At 49.3% G+C, this 18,821-nt stretch carries 15 protein-coding genes; 8 read left to right on the plus strand and 7 right to left on the minus strand.

Annotation, left to right across the window (positions count from 1 at the left end; all coding sequences use genetic code 11):
• Positions 1–62: 62 nt before the first annotated feature.
• Together uraD and HC248_RS15580 are read left to right on the plus strand one after the other, a co-directional pair.
• Positions 63–1,838 carry a 2-oxo-4-hydroxy-4-carboxy-5-ureidoimidazoline decarboxylase gene (gene uraD / locus HC248_RS15575; protein WP_168923283.1) on the plus strand — a complete coding sequence of 592 codons (1,776 nt, stop codon included), beginning with the start codon at positions 63–65 and terminating at the stop codon, positions 1,836–1,838.
• Positions 1,835–3,100, plus strand: coding sequence for a M20 family metallopeptidase (locus HC248_RS15580; protein ID WP_168923284.1), 1,266 nt, complete (start codon positions 1,835–1,837; stop codon positions 3,098–3,100). The genes uraD and HC248_RS15580 overlap by 4 nt, the downstream gene beginning before the upstream one ends.
• Before the next feature lie 134 nt (positions 3,101–3,234).
• On the opposite strand, the gene HC248_RS15585 is transcribed toward HC248_RS15580, so the two are convergent.
• Entirely contained in the window at positions 3,235–4,566 is a 1,332-nt protein-coding gene (locus tag HC248_RS15585; RefSeq protein ID WP_168923285.1) for a heavy metal sensor histidine kinase, read from the minus strand.
• Positions 4,563–5,249, minus strand: coding sequence for a heavy metal response regulator transcription factor (locus HC248_RS15590; RefSeq protein WP_168923286.1), 687 nt, complete (start codon positions 5,247–5,249; stop codon positions 4,563–4,565). The genes HC248_RS15585 and HC248_RS15590 overlap by 4 nt, the downstream gene beginning before the upstream one ends.
• A 157-nt stretch (positions 5,250–5,406) precedes the next feature.
• Here HC248_RS15590 and HC248_RS15595 point away from each other — a divergent pair, with 157 nt between their 5' ends.
• From HC248_RS15595 to dinD, 6 genes are all read left to right on the plus strand, one after another.
• On the plus strand, positions 5,407–5,835 hold the full coding sequence (locus HC248_RS15595) for a DUF4148 domain-containing protein (protein ID WP_168923287.1): 429 nt from the start codon (positions 5,407–5,409) through the stop codon (positions 5,833–5,835).
• Positions 5,836–7,561: 1,726 nt separating this feature from the next.
• Positions 7,562–7,975, plus strand: coding sequence for a DUF4148 domain-containing protein (locus HC248_RS15600; protein WP_168923288.1), 414 nt, complete (start codon positions 7,562–7,564; stop codon positions 7,973–7,975).
• 1,304 nt (positions 7,976–9,279) lie between these two features.
• Entirely contained in the window at positions 9,280–9,738 is a 459-nt protein-coding gene (locus HC248_RS15605; RefSeq protein ID WP_168923289.1) for a type III secretion system chaperone, read from the plus strand.
• Positions 9,739–9,783: 45 nt separating this feature from the next.
• Entirely contained in the window at positions 9,784–11,856 is a 2,073-nt protein-coding gene (locus tag HC248_RS15610; RefSeq protein WP_168923290.1) for a hypothetical protein, read from the plus strand.
• Positions 11,857–11,859: 3 nt separating this feature from the next.
• Positions 11,860–12,372, plus strand: coding sequence for a hypothetical protein (locus HC248_RS15615; RefSeq protein ID WP_168923291.1), 513 nt, complete (start codon positions 11,860–11,862; stop codon positions 12,370–12,372).
• Positions 12,373–12,674: 302 nt separating this feature from the next.
• Positions 12,675–13,520 carry a DNA damage-inducible protein D gene (dinD, locus tag HC248_RS15620; RefSeq protein WP_168923292.1) on the plus strand — a complete coding sequence of 282 codons (846 nt, stop codon included), beginning with the start codon at positions 12,675–12,677 and terminating at the stop codon, positions 13,518–13,520.
• A gap of 203 nt (positions 13,521–13,723) precedes the next feature.
• Here dinD and HC248_RS15625 read toward each other — a convergent pair whose 3' ends face one another.
• The 5 genes from HC248_RS15625 to HC248_RS15645 all read right to left on the minus strand — a co-directional run bounded on the left by HC248_RS15625 (position 13,724) and on the right by HC248_RS15645 (position 18,790).
• A complete protein-coding gene (locus HC248_RS15625; protein ID WP_168923293.1) occupies positions 13,724–14,359 on the minus strand; it encodes an HAD-IB family hydrolase in 636 nt (211 codons plus the stop codon).
• On the minus strand, positions 14,350–15,891 hold the full coding sequence (locus tag HC248_RS15630) for an ArnT family glycosyltransferase (RefSeq protein WP_168923294.1): 1,542 nt from the start codon (positions 15,889–15,891) through the stop codon (positions 14,350–14,352). Before HC248_RS15630 ends, HC248_RS15625 begins: the two co-directional genes overlap by 10 nt.
• A complete protein-coding gene (locus tag HC248_RS15635) occupies positions 15,888–16,865 on the minus strand; it encodes a lysylphosphatidylglycerol synthase transmembrane domain-containing protein (RefSeq protein ID WP_238342655.1) in 978 nt (325 codons plus the stop codon). Before HC248_RS15635 ends, HC248_RS15630 begins: the two co-directional genes overlap by 4 nt.
• A complete protein-coding gene (locus HC248_RS15640; RefSeq protein WP_168923295.1) occupies positions 16,865–17,731 on the minus strand; it encodes a decaprenyl-phosphate phosphoribosyltransferase in 867 nt (288 codons plus the stop codon). Before HC248_RS15640 ends, HC248_RS15635 begins: the two co-directional genes overlap by 1 nt.
• 312 nt (positions 17,732–18,043) lie before the next feature.
• On the minus strand, positions 18,044–18,790 hold the full coding sequence (locus tag HC248_RS15645) for an RNA polymerase sigma factor FliA (protein ID WP_168923296.1): 747 nt from the start codon (positions 18,788–18,790) through the stop codon (positions 18,044–18,046).
• Between the last annotated feature and the right edge of the window lie 31 nt (positions 18,791–18,821).

Below are 18,821 nucleotides of genomic sequence, written 5' to 3' on the forward strand. Positions count from 1 at the left end.
GTTGGGCGGCCAAAAGTCAGCCGTCATTAGTCGTCGAACAACGCATTTGTATAGGAATACGCATGATCACATTGGCAGAACTTAACGCCGCAGACGAGACTCAATTTGTGGTTTTGCTCGATGGCAGTTACGAGCACTCACCATGGATAGCCGAGCGCGCTTGGGCCATGCGCCCATTTAACAGCCTACCTCAACTCAAAAGAGTTCTGGTCGAGGTGGTGCGCGATGCGGACCACGAAGCGCAGTTAGGTCTGATTCGCGCCCATCCGGAAATCACCGGTAAGTCCATGCCAACTCAAACGCGCACCGCTGAGTCAATCAATGCACAAGCTAAAGCCGGCTTGAGCAACTGTACGACCGAGGAGTTTTCGCAGCTTCAGCGCATGAACACCGACTACAACACCACGTTCGGTTTCCCTTTCATTCTGGCCCTGCGCGGCCCGCGCAATACCAGCCTAAATAAAGCCGAAATCATCGCCACTTTTGAACGCCGATTGAATAACCACCCCGATTTCGAACGCGCCGAATGTTTGCGCAATATTCACCGGATTGCAGAGATTCGGCTTAACGACAAGTTCGGCTACGAGACGACTTTAGGAAATGATGTGTGGGATTGGTCAGAGCGCCTGTCTCACTTCAGCGACCCCGGCTATGCCGAACGCGGCGAACTCAGCGTGACTTACTTAACCGACGCGCACAGGGCTTGCGCAGCACGCCTTGCCCATTGGATGCGGACTGACTGCGGCTTTGATTCAGCGGAGATAGACGCCGTCGGTAACGTGGTTGGTGTCTATCACGGCAGCGATCCAAAAGCCAAACGCTTGCTCACCGGCTCACACTACGACACCGTGCGCAATGGCGGCAAATACGACGGCCGGCTAGGTATTTTTGTGCCCATGATTTGCGTGCGCGAACTGCACCGTCAAGGGCGGCGCTTGCCTTACGCGATAGAAGTCGTCGGGTTTTCTGAAGAAGAAGGCCAGCGCTATAAAGCCGTGTTCTTAGGCTCAGGCGCATTGACGGGTACCTTCAATCCCGCGTGGCTTGATCAAAAAGACGTAGACGGCATCACTATGCGCGCCGCCATGGAACACGCTGGCCATTGCCCCGACGACATTGAAAAGCTCAAACGCGATGCCAACCACTACCTCGGCTTTGTTGAGGTGCATATCGAGCAAGGCCCCGTTTTAAACGCCTTGGATTTACCACTGGGAGTAGTCACATCCATCAACGGCAGCGCACGTTTCCTAGGCACGATTCAAGGCGTGGCCAGTCACGCTGGCACTACGCCTATGGGCAGTCGGCGCGACGCTGCAACGGCTGCCGCAGAGTTCGCGCTATACGTTGAGAAACGCGCTGCCGCCGTGCCAGATTTAGTCGCTACCGTCGGCATGCTGGCAGTACCCAACGGTTCTAACAACGTCGTTCCTGGCCGCTGCAACTTTAGCTTGGACGTGCGCGCCACCAGCGACGCCGTGCGCGACAGCTGCGCAGCTGACATCGCCAATGAGTTGGCCCAAATTTGTCAGCGACGTGGTCTGTCATTCACGCTGGAAGAAACCATGGTCGCAGCCGCCGCACCGAGCGCGCCGGCTTGGCAAAAACGTTGGGAAGCTGCGGTTAAGGCGCAAGGCCTGCCGGTTTTCCAAATGCCTAGCGGCGCCGGGCACGACGCCATGAAGCTGCACGAAATCATGCCGCAAGCCATGCTCTTTATGCGCGGCCTGAACGCCGGCATTAGCCACAACCCGTTGGAAGCCATCACCAACGACGACACCGAACTGTGCGTACGCGCATTCCTCAACCTGCTTGACCAACTTGCCACGGAGCTTTCATGAATTCAGACGCGCACTACACCGCCATAGACACTTGGGTAGACGCCCACTTTGATGAAGAGGTGAAGTTTCTTCAAGAACTCGTTCGCGTCCCGACCGATACCCCGCCGGGCAACAACGCGCCGCATGCCGAGCGCACCGCAGAGTTACTAGCTGGCATGGGACTGGCGGCAGAAAAACACGTCGTGCCAGAAAAAGACGTACTCGCAGCAGGCCTGCAAAGCATCACCAACCTCATCGTGCGCAGGCGCTATGGCGATGGTGGCAAGACGATCGCCTTGAACGCGCATGGCGACGTCGTGCCGCCGGGTGAAGGCTGGACGCACGACCCTTACGGCGGCGAAATCGTTGACGGAAAAATCTATGGCCGTGCGACCGCTGTGAGTAAATGCGACATGGCTAGTTTCGCGTTTGCGCTGCGTGCCCTCGAATCCCTAGACGTCAAGCTTTCCGGCAGCATAGAGCTGCACTTCACTTATGACGAAGAGTATGGCGGCGTAGTCGGCCCAGAATGGCTTTTGAGCCAAGGCTTGACGAAACCCGATCTGATGATAGCTGCCGGTTTTAGCTACCAAGTGATAGTGGCGCACAACGGTTGCTTGCAACTAGAAGTCAGCGTTCACGGCGATATGGCGCACGCCGCTATTCCCGACAGTGGCACGGATGCCTTGCAAGCGGCTGTGCATATTCTCAATGCGCTATACGCGCTAAATCACGACTATCTATTGGTTAAGTCCGAGGTCGAGGGCATTACCCACCCCTACCTAAACGTGGGGCAGATCACGGGCGGCACCAACACCAACGTTATTCCGGGAACAGTCACTTTCAAAGTCGATAGACGCATGATTCCTGAAGAAGACCCGGTAGCAGTCGAAGCCAGCCTACGACGCAGCATAGAACAAGCCGCAGCGAGTTTTCAGCCGCCGCGTGGCGGACGCGACATCAAAGTAGAGATTCGGCGTTTGCTGCTGTCGCGCGCCATGAAACCCTTGGCGGGCAACCAGCCCTTGGTAGAGGCGCTACAAAAGCATGCAGAAACAGTTTTTGGTGAAGCTATTCCAGCTCTAGGAACGCCGCTCTACACCGACGTTCGCTTGTACGTGGAGCGCGGAATTCCCGGTGTGATTTATGGCGCAGGTCCACGCACAGTGCTTGAATCCCACGCCAAGCGTGCTGACGAACGCCTGGACCTAGAAGATCTGCGCCGGGCCACCAAGGTAGTGGCCCGCAGCTTGTTAGACCTGAGCATTGCGCAGAAAAACTAGTGTTGTCTGCCCCAACTTCTGCGAAGCAGCCGTTGAAAGTGGGGCACGATATCTAATCTGAAAAAGGCAAAACTGGTGTTTAAATCTCAACCCAGCTTAAGCCACCTCAAGCCACCTCAAGCCACCTCAGACCATCAAGCGATCTTTAAGGACAAACCAATCGACGTCTCGCCATCGACCGACTGCGCAAAAGGCTGACCTCCATGCATGCGCGCAATAGTGGCGACTATGGCCAGACCCAAACCGTGATTACTGCCGGTCTGTACGCGTGATGGATCGGCACGGTAGAAGCGGTTAAATAGGTGCGGCAGATGTTCTTCGCCGATCGCTTGACCGCGATTCACCACAGCCAATCCGACCAGACCCGCGCCCTGTTGCGTGAGCTCAATACGAACCGTGCTGCCAGTTTCTGCATAACGGGTAGCATTACCTAAAAGGTTGGAGATTGCCCGTTTGATGAGCGGGACATCAAATTCTCCCGCCACATCACCGACCAGCTTGACCTGCAATGAGGCGTCCGACAAGGCCGCTTCATGGTAGTCAACAACATCATCAACAACGGCGGCCAAACTCGGCACAAGTGTGCGCCGCGCATTAGAGCCGCGCTCTGATTGCGACAGGAAAAGCATGTCTTTGATGATGGCCGACATGCGGTGCAAATCCTCTAAATTAGAGCCCAGCATATCGCGCGATTCTTCAGAGTAGCCCTCCTTGCGCAACACCAGTTCAGTGCTTGTTATCAAGATCGATAGCGGCGTATTTAGCTCATGCGCAACGTCAGAATTAAAACCCTCCATCTGCTCATAGGCATGCTCTAGTCGGTCTAATAATGCATTGAATTGCTCAACCAGCGGTTGTAACTCACCCGGCTGAGCCGAACCATCAAGTCGTTTGCAGCGCATGTCTGCGGCTAGGCCTTTGGTTTGATCGACCAGTTGCTGCAGCGGCGCATGTCCCCAACGGACAATCAAAAACCCACCCGCAGACACAATCATTGCGCCAAACAGTGCGATTGCAGCCAAAGTCGCCGCCAAACGACTTAAGAGTCTGTCGTCAGCACTGGTATCCATCGCTAACTTTGCGGTCAAGTCGCCATACACATCCGATGGCGAAGACAATAAAAATTTCACAGTATGCGCACGTTCGACGTGCGCTTTAATATGTTTGCAGCTATAAATTAATTGATCATTTTGCTCGCGTAACTCAAGCACCAGATCGGTATGACCTGAAAAATAATCATCTAAGCGGTGCGTTAACTTGGAGACATCGCCGTCAGCCCAGGCCTCATCTAACAAATGAGTGACGACAGCTTGCTTTTGCAGCAGTGAGGTGGCTTGCCTTGCCTCTAAACTCATGGCTATCGTCATGTATAGCGCTACTGATACCAGCGCTAAGCCGATAAAAGTTTGAATAGCAAACCAAGTTGAGAGTCGACGGTCTAACGACCAATTTGCCTTGTGCTTCACGAGGGCCTGTCTTCCAGTATGTAACCCATACCGCGTATGGTGTGCAGCAGCGGACGCTCAAAGGGAATATCAAGTTTGCCGCGTAACCTGCGCACAGCAACCTCAACCACATTGGTTTCACTGTCGAAGTTCATATCCCAAACCTGCTCAGCAATCTGGGTGCGGGACAACACCTCGCCTTGGCGGCGCAGCAGTAAAGAGAGCAAATTAAACTCTTTTGCAGTGAGATCTAAACGTTGGTTGGCGCGAGTCGCTTTACGGCGCAGAAGGTCAACCTCTAAATCAGCCAATTTAAGCATTGTGACTTCAGCCGGCGTCTGTCCAGCGGTGACACGACGCATCAGCACTTTAACGCGCGCCACTAATTCAGAAAAAGCGAAGGGCTTACCGAGGTAATCATCAGCCCCGCCTTGCAGGCCACTGACACGATCTTCGACACGGCTAAGGGCGGTGAGCATTAGCACCGGCGTCTGCTTGCTTTGCCGGAGAGCTGCTAAAACTCCAATGCCGTTGATACCCGGGAGCATTCTGTCCAGCACTATGACGTCGTAATCGCCTTCGACGGCGAGGTGCAAACCATCTATCCCATTGTGGGCGACATCAACGGTAAAGCCCTCCTCCGTTAAACCTTTGCGCAGGTACTCGGCGAGCTTGACCTCATCTTCAATTACTAGAATTTTCATACCTTCATTGTGGCGTAAGCCGGACCATTAGCCGATTACAAATATGTCATCTGGCTGTTGGTGTTCTGTCGAGCGTGGTTTTATAAACTACAACCCATGCAGAAAAGCATAAGCACAGCAAACAGCTGAGTCCCATTTGAATCAACAGGAAATTATCATGAACATTCGTAAATCACTCATTCTTTCTTTAACCGTTGCCGCTTTCGCAGTGCCAGGTATTTCGTCTGCCGCAACAGCATACAACACCGGTGCTATGTCTTACAAAGAGAACTCGCAAAATTCTAAGACTCGTGCGGAAGTAATTCGCGAACTAGAAGCCTCCCGCAAAGACGGTACATTTGAAAATAATGTGAGTAGAGAATACCCTAAGACACAACAGTCACTAGGATCAGAGAAGACTAGAGTGCAAGTTTTAAGCGAATTAAAAGCCGCTCGTCTTAACGGTACATTCGACAGCAACATAGAGAAAAATTACGGCATGGCTCAAAAGTTTTCCTCTACAAGCGACACAAGAATACAAGTTAAGCAGAATCTAGCAATTGCCCGCGCTGACGGTCAGATTCAGGACAACATCAGCAGAAACTAATCTGTCTTAAAACGCATTTGAATCGGGACAAATCTGTCCCCTGATTTAATTTAATAAATGGTTGAGTAAGCTAGGATCGCAAGCATCCTAGCCACTCAGCCATTTTGGCTGTATGCATCAAAATAGCACAGAAATATCAGACTCTAAATAACATAGGTCAAACAATTTTTTGTGGCGCATGACTAAAAGTGAAATTTCGGAAACACCGAGTCAATGTCTATTAAATACTCGCTCAAGAGTGCGCCGCCACAGCACGAAGCGTAGTAGTCACCGCCATCAATTACCGGTGATTCAAAGCACAGCAAGCAGCTTTCACGCGGCGAGAACATAAGCCCCAATACGCTTGCACTACGTTCTAAAAACAGCTACCAGTCAAAACTCACTCAAAAAAAGAGTGGTGAACGAATTGCAAGAAAAATTAATTAACACCTTTATTAAGCATCTCCGCGATCGCACGCTATGGTTCAAGCAAGGCCAAAAATGCTTGATATAAATAACCTAACTTAAAGTAGTTCACAGGTCTACCATTGCTACCACCAACCCTTTACAGCACTTAAATCTTAGCGTTAGACAGTGCGTGATTAGCGATGGTGCGCTATCACTTTGGCTAAAGAGAATAAAGCGAGGAAATAATAATTACAGCACGACTTAAAAGATCGGCGCGAGTGAAGATTCAAGAATAAAAATTAAGCAGAAGCTAGCGGTTGCACGCGTTAACGGTCAAATTTAAGACAACATCAACAAAAAATAAATTGTTCTTAAACAATTGGGCAATCAGGTAAAAATTATTTCAAGTTTTAACTTAAAACTAAAATAATTCGGCGACCAAGACGTAGGCGCATCTTAATCACTCAATCGCATCGTCTATGTAGTTCAAAATAGACTGGGCACATCAGGCCGCAAAAGATAGTCAACACATATTTTTTGCACTGTGCATCACTGCCTTGATGACATTAACAAAACATTGCGTCAAAACACACTCTGCGCAACTCAGGGTCCTGATACTACCAAAACATGTGTTGCAGTCAGCGCAGTATCCAGCAGAGATTCGAAGCACTGCACGCGCTTTCAGCGAACTGATTTCTGCGCCATCAAATAAAGTTGTAATTCGTACTTGAATCGACCAAGAATAAAAATTTATTTGGCGTATAACAGTCTAAAAAAGCACATGCCAGCGGCAATCTGATTACCTACAACGCCATATCTACATAACATTAGTTGTAGTTAAGAGGTAAGAGGTAAGAGATAAGAGATAAGACAAAAAATGCTAGTCGTAGAGCTAATGCGTCAGTCCGCTGCCCGCATGTGCAACGCAATAAATTGCAAAGGCATGAATTAAAGCGAGTGCTTCAAACAATAGTTATTAAAAGACAAAGTCCGATAGTATTCAAACTGCATTCAAATAGCATTCAAAATTCATTCAGATAGCACTTCAGACTTGGCAGCAGAGCATCGCGAAAAGTGGCCCACCCAGTCAATATTTGTTCAGCGCGGCCGATAACGCAGATCAGCCTCTTTTGGGTGCGAAGAAACCAGTATTACCTCAGCAGCAATGACTGAAATGTTGGCCTTTGCATTTTCAAATAAAGCAGAAAATACATAGATTACAAATATGTCATCTGGCTGTTGGTGTTCTGTCGAGGATGCTTTTATAAACTACAACATATGCAATAAAGCATAACCGCAGCAAACCGCTACGGCTCACTTGACCCAATAGGACCCTATCATGAACATTCGTAAATCACTCATTCTTTCTTTAACTATTGCCGCTTTCGCAGTACCAGGCATTTCGTCAGCCATGTCTTCACACACTACCGGTGGCATGTCGCAAAATTCTAATACTCGTGCAGAAGTAATTCACGCACTGGAAGCTGCCCGCAAAGATGGCTCATTGGTGAACAATGTGAGTAGAAGTGATCCTACAACTCAGCAGTCTTTAGGATCGGAAAACACCCGGGCGCAAATTTCGCAGGAACTGCAAGCCGCCCGTGTTAACGGCTCATTGGTAGACAATGTGGAGAAAAGCTATTCCATGGTTCAAAAAAATGCTAGTTCAGACCAGACAAGAATGCAAGTCAAACAAGAGCTAACAGTTGCTCGTGCTGACGGCGAAGTCAAAAACAACATAAGCAGAAACTAAATCAGTTTTAAAGCTTTAAATCAGGAATAAATTAATTACTGGTTTTAAATTTAAAAAAAACGGTTGAGTGATCGATGTGCGAAAGCATCTCGGTCACTCAACCGTTTCGTCTTTGTGCGTCTTAAATAATTAAGGTGTATCGAAACCTAAAAAAACAAAGCTTTAGCTTCAATCATCATCAGTTCAAATCACTGCATACAGCGCTGACAATAGTGATTACAGGCTAGTCAATGCGCGATTGCACATCACACGCGAGTTGAGCAATCAATAAAAAACGTAAGTCACGACAGATAATTCATAGTAAATCTACAAACTTACTTTAAAAAACGACGATGTAAAGCAACCGCACTAATGCCTAGATAAAAGACCATTAGATGACGCGACATAGTCCATCAATAATCGATAGATATGACTTAAACGTCAACTCAACGTCTCTAGTGCATATTTAAAATTACCGTGGTGTAAACCGATTTTTCAGCTTGGTTTTGCATTCGATGAAAGTATTTCATCAGATAAAGTCTCGAGAGACGCAAGCTTTTTTCACGCAATCAGTTACGCACCCGAAAGCCGCCTATATCCGTCAAAATAGTGCTATGGCTATATCTTTTTGAGAACTTTTTTTTATTGATTACCAAAAAGTTAATGTCATCTTTAGTTCGCTGCAAAATTCCACTCTCTGCCCTGGGTACGAGCAGTTAAACAAGTGTCCCGTCGCTGTACTTGCGTTAAGCGACGCTAGTCTGGATGAATATTTCAAACTGATATGCATCAAAGTACCGTCATTCGCATTCAAGTCAACTGTTGATGCGGGCCGGTTTAGTCGATTGGGCTGGATCAGACTGCACTCGCCCCTGTTTCAAAACGACAACAACAATTACGCGCTCGACTTCAAGCGATAAGTCAACTTTATTGACCGATCACGGTGCCTTAAATCTCAAGAAGATATTCATAAAGTGTCGTGTCTTTCGTGGTGTGGAAAAGTTATTTGCAATATTTAATTTTTTGAGCGCGAATGAAATCACACTTAAATCAATAAAGAATTAAAAAATGATGGTTGTGTAGAAAACCGTAGTCATCACTTAAAAAATAAAGCCAGGGTGTGCAGGGCCGTGCTCTGAGCGTTGCAATTAATCGCTTACAGAAGTGCTCTGGATAGCGTAAAAAAATCGTTGACTAGCTCTCTAAATAAATTGAGTGATGACAAATAAACTGTCACTAAATCGTAAAATATAAAGCTAAAAATCTTATGGTTTTGTTGATCACTGTTGTTGTTCTATATAAGTATATGTGACACATTAACAGTTATGGATTTACAACTATTTTTCCAAGTAATCGGCGCGGCAACAAAGCTTGAACTTAACGATCAAGCAAAATCGGGAGGTTGCACCATACATTTCGGCAGCAACTTAGATGTAGTTTTCGAATCCACCGAAGACAAAAAAAATATTCACTTTTTTTCTCAGGTTCTTAAGCTGGACATTACCGCCGAACGGACTAGAAGCCGACTGTTTTCGGCATTGCTACAACTGCATCTTTTAGGTATCGCTACTGAAAATTGTTATTTCGGATTCGATCCAGATTTAGACCGCATTATTTTATTTCGAACCTTGATATTAGAAAACCTTGGGGCTGAACAAGCTGTCCGGGCGGTAGAGGAATTCGTCAATCAGCTCGAACGCTGGCAGGGCGAACTACTCAATGTGGTCGCGCGGCAAAACGGTGCGGAAAATCAGATTCCAATTTTTTCAATGCAGCGCATGTAAACGCCTGCAGCCACTCGGCTGCACCGCTTATTAAAGGGCTTAGCCATGGATAAGATTAACCAACCAACAAGTAGCTTTAGACAAACACTTCGCACAACCGGTGAAGTCGCAAAACTAGCGGCGTTTGTAGCGCTAGAGAGTTCAGAAAAACTCAATAAATTTACCAACTTCGTCACAAGTGGTGCGGTTAACCGGGATACCTTGGCCAAGGGAGTATTGCAGTTTGCCGTGCAAGCAGGCGTTCAATTCGCAGTCAAAGATAAGCTTTTGGGAGAGCGTTCAGCAGAATTAATACCTCAGATTCAGAAAATGCTCATCGACAACAATCTCGCTGAGATGAAAGTGGCCGTCGCAGATTTAGCTCGCACAGGACTGTCTAGTGTCATTAGTAGCAACAGCGGCATTGCGCCAATACGCTCAGGAAAAGCTGCAATCACAGAGCTGTCCAGCCATGCCGTCAGCGAAATCGCCACCCATATTTTGGGTACTAACGCTACTGAAAAATTACTGCACACGGTGGTCAAAGCGCATGGCTGGCAGCCACTAGACAGCTATTTACAAAAAAGTTTTTCATCGATTCCCGCAGGCAATTTCATTGCAAGAAAAATACATGCGCTGTTAGAGCGATCTATTACTCAAAATTCGACTTTTAACACTGGCGAGGATGCTACCTATAAGCTGATGGCAGGCGAGGTGAACGAATTTTTAACCGGTAATAAAAATTACGCAGATCCCTTGCTTGCTTACGTCGGTATAAATAAAGCTAACCTCACTCCATTAGCTGATCGCGCGTCAGAGCTGCTAGCTACCGGTGCAAATATCGCTGCCGAAACCAGTGTGCAAGTAGCCGCAGTCGGTGGTGCCGTAACGGCAGTCGGTGAAGCACTAAGTGATGTCGGCGGGGTACTCCAAGAAGCTGGCGAGCAGTATGCCTTGGCAGCCAATACAGATGTTGAACTAGCTACCGGAAAAGTGCTGGCAAAAACGGGCGAAGTCTTTGTCGCCACTGGCGAAGTTTTTAAACAGACGGAATACGCTGTGTCGGCAAGCAGCCATGGCGTTGCGGCCTTTGGCCAAGCGCCGGCAGCGACAAGTGCCGGTCTGGCCGTTGCCAGCGTGAGGTTAAGCGAAGCCGGCAACACTGAGGGCATTACATCAGCACTCACCGAAGGATTCCAAGCCGCCAGTAGCGGCTTGTCACAAGCGAGTGAGGAATTAAAATTAGCCGGTTCAGAGTTGAGAACCGCTGCGGGTGAAGGACTGAGCGCTGCCAGTACTGCGCTTGTCGCCGCAGCTCAGGGTTTGGTTGCGACTGGAGAAGGACTATCGGCTGTGGGTGTAGCTCTAGCCTCGACAACCGGAGAAAAATTAACCAACGCCAGTGCAATTTTGGTCATAGCAGGTGGAAATCTACTCACTGCTGCCAAACAATCGACAGCAGAAACTAAAGCGACACTTAGCAATACAGTTGCGACTCAAATTGATTCGCTACAAGCGAATTTAATTGGAGAATCTGTCAGCCAAGATTCTCGTCAAGCCTTCGGTAAAGACATACAGACAGCGAGCCAATCAACCAATAAAAGCGAGCCTATGCAGGGGCTCATCAGCAAAATCAACGCGTCTTCACGCGAGCAAGATATCGCGGCAGAATTGATGAAACAAGCAGCAGTAGAAGACGCCTTAGGCAGACCATCAACGTCATCTAACAGCCTAGCCAAGAGCATCAAACAAGCGCAAATTGATGGCCGTATAGACAAGCCGAAAAGCGAGCAACTGCTTGAGGTTGTCGACACAGTATCTTCTCAACAATTAAAGCCTCTCAGCGAGCGAGGAGAAATTGCCGTTGCGCACAACTGGTCGGGACGCTTAGATCGCATAGAAGCATCCAACCACGCCATTTCCCCATTAGAAGATACGCAACGTGAGTTGGCAGTCTCAGTTTTGGCAGCAGTAGCCACAACAACGGCATTAGTCGGCAACTATAAAGTCGCTAGCGCCTATGCACAAAATATAGGTGAACTTAATCTTCAATTACCAGAAAATGCGTACGGCGCCATAGACGCCACTAGCGAAGCGGCGCGCACAGCACTTAATTTTGGTTGGGGCCTTACCTCTTGAGCCATGGGTTACAGCGGCAGTGACACTGGCCCTACGCATGCGCAATCAACTGAGCTGCGACAGCTCTACAACACCTGCGCGAGCAACGAGCAAGCCCTTGAAATATGCAGCCGTTATCTAAGTCCTGAATTAGCCAAAGCCACCTTGGTGCCGTCCATACTAAAAAAAATACAGTTACACGAGAACGGATCTAAATTGTTTGATACTGGATCTGTCAAACTTGAACTGCAAAATATCGAAAATCCAGAGTACAGATTTCAGGTGCAACGCACAGACAACCTAATCACTATAGGCATGGATGCAGTTTGGAAAATAATGCATTTTGGGAATGATGCTAATAGCATGCGCTCGCCCGTTGGCAATGACAGTAGTCAGCTGTCTGCGGGAGCCATCATCACCATTGAAATTGACTCAGCAGGCGGGCCACCCACCATCAATCACACTATTTTAGATGTCGTCGCCACCGTCAATAACGTCATTTCTTTTGATCAAGAAACCGGTGCCCAGCTCGGGTGATTCTCGCGTTAACTTGTTCCGCTTAGATTTCGTCTAGCTTAGACGTCAAGCAGTGCAACAACAGTTTGTACCAAGGCGACTACCGGCATAACTGTCGCCCCAAGCAGCACTGGCATCTAAGTAAAACAGTACGTCTGAACCGTATGCGTAGCCCTTAGAAATCAGGTTATATCTATGCCAGTGGCAAGCGACAGTTGAGCGCATTGAGCGATCTTAAAATATCTCTGCTGTACCAAGTATTTGCCGGCGCGCAATAACAAATGAATAATCGTCATGTTTTTAAATTACACGAAATAAACACCATGACTATTAAGCGCATTACCGATCAACACCACGCTACGTTTGAAAGCATTCGCCAAATCGATCAGCAGGGCAATGAATATTGGTATGCACGTGAGCTTGGACCACTGCTGGACTACCAAGAATGGCGCAACTTTTCGCAAGTGGTAGAAAAGGCCATTCAGGCTTGCCGGTTGTCGGCAAATGCAGTTGCAGACCATTTTGTTGACGTCAACAAAATGGTCTGGATTGGCTCTGGTGCCCAACGCGAAGTTTCCGATGTGCGTCTATCTCGTTATGCTTGCTATTTGATTGTTCAAAATGGTGATCCAGCTAAACCTGTGATTGCTAATGGACAAACTTATTTTGCACTGCAGACGCGGCGTCAAGAACTCAAAGACAACGCTAAGTTTGCACAGCTTTCTGAAGAAGATAAACGCCTCGCCATTCGCAACGAACTGGCCGCGCACAACAAATACCTAGCAGCAGCCGCGAAAGCTGCAGGTGTGACGACGCATTTGGATTACGCAATTTTCCAAGACCACGGCTACCAAGGTTTATATGGTGGTTTAGGCGCGAAAGATATTCATGCGCGCAAAGAATTAAAGCAGAGCCAAAAAATTCTCGACCATATGGGCAGCACCGAATTAGCGGCTAATTTATTTCGTGCGACACAGGCAGAAGAAAAATTAAAACGTGAAAATGTAAAAACTAAACAGCGGGCTAACAGCACCCATTTTGAAGTCGGTAAAAAAGTGCGAAAAACTATTCAGGAGTTAGGCGGCACTATGCCGGAAGCACTTCCTACGCCCGAGAAAAGTATTAAGAAAATTGAAAGCGATAAGAAAAAATTAGCGGGGAAAAAATAACTTTTGCTGCATTATTTTGTGTAAATTTTCTACGGCACACATGATGCTTATTGCTTATTGCTTATTGCTTATTGCTTATTGCTTATTGCTTATTGCTTGTTGCTTGTTGCTTGTTGCTTGTTGCTTGTTGCTTGTTGCTTGTTGCTTATAAAATTTTGAGATTAAAAAATTAATACAGCACTAATGATCGATCAAATTAGCGACTACTCATCCTGCCAAGGCTGGCCCCGATACCACGCATGGGCAGCCATGCGCAGCATGGGCTTGTCGCCATAGGTGTCGCCATAAGCGTGCAATTCAATCGCTTCTAACGGCACTTCAAAACGCAGCGCCAGCCAAGCCTTCAGACGCACTACCTTTTGCTCACCATGGCAATTAGGGCTTTGCATCAGGCCGTTGAACACACCGTTTTTGACCGCCATCTCAGTGCATATCAAATGGTCAAAGCCTAGCTGCTGGGCAACTTCGCGCAGATAGATATCCGGCGAAGCACTCACCATCACGCAGCAGTGACCGGCCTGCTGGTGGGCTAATAATTGCGCCATAGCGTCAGGACGCAGTTGATGCCAGAAGTCTTTTGCCAACCAGCGTTGCGTCCAATCTTTCATCTGCGCCATAGTGCGGCCCTTTAACGCAAGCAACATTAGCTTTTGCTTGGCCTTGTGGTTACTCACTACGCGCAGCGCAAAACCAATCAACCACGGCAAGCACAAAAAAATAACCCACGCAAAACGCGGCCAGCCCAGACCACGAATTAAAAACGGCACAAAGGTGTCGTGCCGCGTCAGCGTGCCATCAAAATCAAATGCTGCTACCACCGGCCTAGGTTTTATTGACATCTCACTTTTCCGCAATAGCGCTCACAAAACGCACAGCCGGTCATTGGTAAAAAAGAAGGAATGCCGTAAAAGTTTTTAAAGATGGCACCCAACACGCCCTCTCGGTAAGCGGGATAGTTAAAACCATGACCTTCTAATGCATAAAACGGCACACCACTTTGCTCAAACTTCAATACTTCAACACGCTCAAAATACGGCTTGAACTGATCTAGTTGTGGTGGGTCCGCTGTGATCACGCGAATTGTCTTGCCCTGATAAAAGGAAAAATCAATCAGTTGATCGTCTTGGCGTGAATGAAATTTTCCAAGCCCAAACACTGGCATATATTGGCGCAATTGAAAGCCAAAAATTGAGGCCGGGGTAAATGCCTCACCCATAAGAGTCACGCCCGGACTTTGCACCTGAGCCATCATTTCAGCAGTCTTATAACTACGCACAATTTGCGGGTACAGCTTGGTGTTTTTCCAGTCGCTCACCGAGGTCATATACAGGCCCGCCACTAGCAACACATGCAGACCAGCAAACCACGCCAAGCCTTTAGTGCAAGCTTTGAATTCATCCGCGGGTAAGGAAAACGCCAACCAAGCAAAACCAAAAGGATAAAACGCCAGCACCCAATGCAAGCCTATGACTTTTTTAAACGACAGCACAGCAAAGAAAATCAAGGGCACTAGCACCACACAAGCGAGTAGGCGCTGCGCTGGAATGGCTTTGGCTGTGCTACTTAAGGCCTTGCGGTATTTGTAGCCCAACCAAAGACAGACGGGTGTAATTAGGTAAGCCATGGTGAGCAAATAAAGCAGTGGTTTACGCCACTCAAACACCTCGGCTGAATTGCGGTTGTAGACATTGAACATGATGTTGGCCCAGCCATGCGACATGTTGTAGGCGATATTAATTCCCGGCCCAGGCAGTGCGCACAGCACCAAAAGCGCAAAACCTAAAAGCCTATCGCGGCGGTAGAGCAAAAAATACATCACGTAGGCCAGCCCCAGCACCACAGCGAAATACTTAGATAAAAACGCAGCGCCTAAAAACAAACCAGACAAGGCATATAGGCCAAAAGTTGCGCGGTCCATTTTGATCCGCTGCTCGGCGCGCAGCAAAGCGGCAACTGACCAAGCCGACCAAAAAATCAGCGGCGTGTCGGTAGTAATTAAAGTGTTGAGCCAATTCAGCGGTGCCAGCCAAAACAGCAGTACAGCCCAAGCCGCACGCTGACGGTTTATGCCCTTTAAGCCCCACCACAGCGCAGCGCCCACGCCTAGTGGCAACAAAATAACCGGCAGCCGCACCGACAAAATTCCATCGCCAAACGTGGCGCGCATCAAAGCTATCAGCCAGCCAACCATAGGCGGATGATCCGAATAGCCCCAATCGGGATACACGCCCCACCAGTAAAAAAATGCCTCATCGCCAGTGATGGGAAAGCTAATGCCAATCCAAACCCGCAGTAATAGAGAGCCAAGACCAGCGAGTAACAGCCAGCGGTAAAAAAAAGACTTGTCAGCAGCGTCAATATCAGTACTCATGAAAATCGTATGTCCTTTGCGATTGCCGCACTATAAAGCAGGGTCAGAAGACCAATGGCAACGGCTAGCCAAAGCGTGAGCAAACGCACCATAACCGTCAGACCTAGCGCCGTGCCCGCAGACGCGCCGTAGGCCAGCAGCAAAGCCGTCAACACGGCTTCCATGCCGCCCAAGCCCGCTGGTAATGCCGAGAGTGCGCCAACCACCATGGCCAGTGCATAAAAGCTAGTGGCCGTCAACCAACTGAAATCCACTTGCAAGGCGCGGCCAATTAGCCACACCGCCAAGCCTTGCGCGGCCCAAGCCACTAGTGTCAAGCCCAGCCACAGCAAGGGTCGCACGCGCAAGCATTGCCAGGCTTGACGCAGCCAGTCAAAGCGCTGCAGCAAACGCTGGCGAAAAAGCATGAGTAAAAATAAACCCACCAGCAGCAACAGACCTAACACCAGCGCCAACACTCCCAGCCAAGGCGGTGCTGCAGCCAGCAGGCCAGTTGAAAGCGCCCAAGGCAGGACCGGCAAACATAGCAACAGCAGACACAGCAAATCAGCCAAACGCTCGGCACCAAATATTGCCAAGCTTTGCGATGCACGCAGCGGCTGGGTCAACATCAAACCACGCACCGCCTCGCCAATATTGCCAGGCGTGGGTGTAAAGGCATAGCCGGCCAAATACAGACGCAAGCCTTGCAGCCAACCAAAACGGCGAGAGTAATGCGCCATCCACAAGCGCCAACGCAGGCCGCGCAATATATAACTCAGCAAGCACAGAGCGGTCGCTTGTAGGCCAGTCCAAGACCATAAAGTTGCGCCTAACAGCGCCCAAGAGGAAGTGCCGCGCCCGCCCCAAACGAGTAACACCAGCGCATACAAACTGGCCGACAGACCCAACACCAGCAGCAGCTTTTTAAACGGCAGGCGCGCTAAGGTTCCGGGTTGGTTGGGCATGGAAGGCTGAGCCTCAGGCAAGGCCATCAAAACCAACGGCTAAGAAAGATCACCAGCCAGCAAACTCCAGCAGCCAAAATCCAAGGGTCGCGCACCAAGTCCCGCGCCACATCTTCACCACTGCCGCGGTGCACTTGATAGGTGTAGCGCAACATACCAAAAATCACCACCGGCACGGTATAGAGCAGGCGATCGCCATGGTGCAGCTGGGCCTGCGCACTGGCCGCAAAAATACCGTAAGTCGTGAGCGTCGCTGTCATGGTCACAGACATGAAAACGTCGAGCAGGGAAGACGGGTAATACGCCAGCACTGCCCGCTGACTGGCCTCGTCCTGAAAGCTCTCCGCCTTACGCTTAGAAAAGCCCAGAAACAGCGCCATAAACATTCCCGTTAGCAGCAACGAACTCGAAGGCGCAATGCCGACCGCCACCGTACCGGCCAACAGTCTGAGCATAAAACCAGAAGCGATGATGCAAACATCTAACACCGGCACCTGCTTGAGGCGCCATGAGTAGGCCATGTTAAGCAGCACATAAATACCCAGCAAGGACAGCAGCATCACGCTGCTAGCAGCCAGCAGCAGTCCTATGACTAGCAGCGCTGCAGCGAGCAGCAAAGCCGATGAGCCAGATACCGCACCACTCGCTAGCGGCCTATGCCGTTTTGTTGGGTGTAGTGCATCACCGGCGCGGTCGTGCCAGTCGTTCATGATGTAGACCATGCTGGAAATCGCGCAAAAAGCGGCAAACGCCTGTAGCACATGAATAGCCATAGGTGCGTCCTGCCAAGACTGACTAAACACCAGACCGGCAAACACAAAGGCGTTTTTAAGCCACTGGTGTGGCCGCATCAAGCGTATCAAAGCGCGTGGATTAAAAGAAAAGTTTGGCATCAGGCAAAAGGCAATGGACAAAAATCGGTGCAACAGGCGAGGGACTCGAGCATAACTGAGGCGAATGAGCGTCACTCACGAGCATGAGTAATCAGGATTATGCAAACCGATTGCGGTCAACGGCGAGACGCTTGGTCGGTCGCAATCGGTATAAAAAGTCGTCAAAGTGGCGCGCAAACCTTTGCGGCTTTTAGCAGCAAACACTGACTTTTTTTCAAACCCTAAGCCTGCCATTTAGTGTCGTTTAAACACGCTTTTTTTCACCCCTTTGCATTACGACTTGACGCAGCGCGAGGCGCTCAGGCACGTCCTCTAAGTGGGGTTGTGCTGCATGAGACTGGCGCGCAGACGGCCGATTGCCTGGCTATGCAGCTGGCAGACCCGTGACTGTGTGACTTCAAGCACCGCACCTATTTCTCTTAAATTAAGTTCCTCTTCATAGTACAAACTGAGCAGTAATTTCTCACGCTCAGGCATTTGTTCAATCGCCGCGATTAAGTGTTTGCGAAAACCTAGTGCCAGCAATTGGGTCAGCGGCTCCTGACGCAAACTTTGACTGATGTGTTGCCTATCCAGAAAGCTGTTTTCACCTGTTTCTTCGTCGCTGCGGTCGTAGTCTTCGTAGTACACCAACTGACAGCCGTGGATCTCAGAGAGTAGGTGCTGGTAAGCGTCCAGCGAGAGTTTGAGTTCAACCGCAATCTCGCCTTCGGTTGGCGCACGGCCGAGTTTTTGCTGCTGCGCGTTAACCGCTGCGGCCACGCCGCGAGAAGACTGGCGCAGCCCACGTGAGACCCAGTCATTGGCGCGCAATTCATCCAACATAGCGCCGCGTATGCGCTGGCTGGCATAGGTTTCAAAGGTTGCGCCCTTGTCGTTTTGATAGCGCTCAGCCGCATCCAACAAGCCCATCATGCCGACTTGAATTAAGTCATCGAGTTCCACATTGGCCGGCAGTTTAGCCAACAGTTGCAGCGCCAACCGGCGCACCAGTGGCGTGTGCAGACTGAGCAAATCGGTAGTGCCCGAACGATCCATTTTTCCTTGCGGGGTATACATCTGGCGTTGTCCTTGTGCGGTCTTGGCCTAG

Source organism: Polaromonas vacuolata (assembly GCF_012584515.1).
GTDB lineage: Bacteria > Pseudomonadota > Gammaproteobacteria > Burkholderiales > Burkholderiaceae_C > Polaromonas > Polaromonas vacuolata.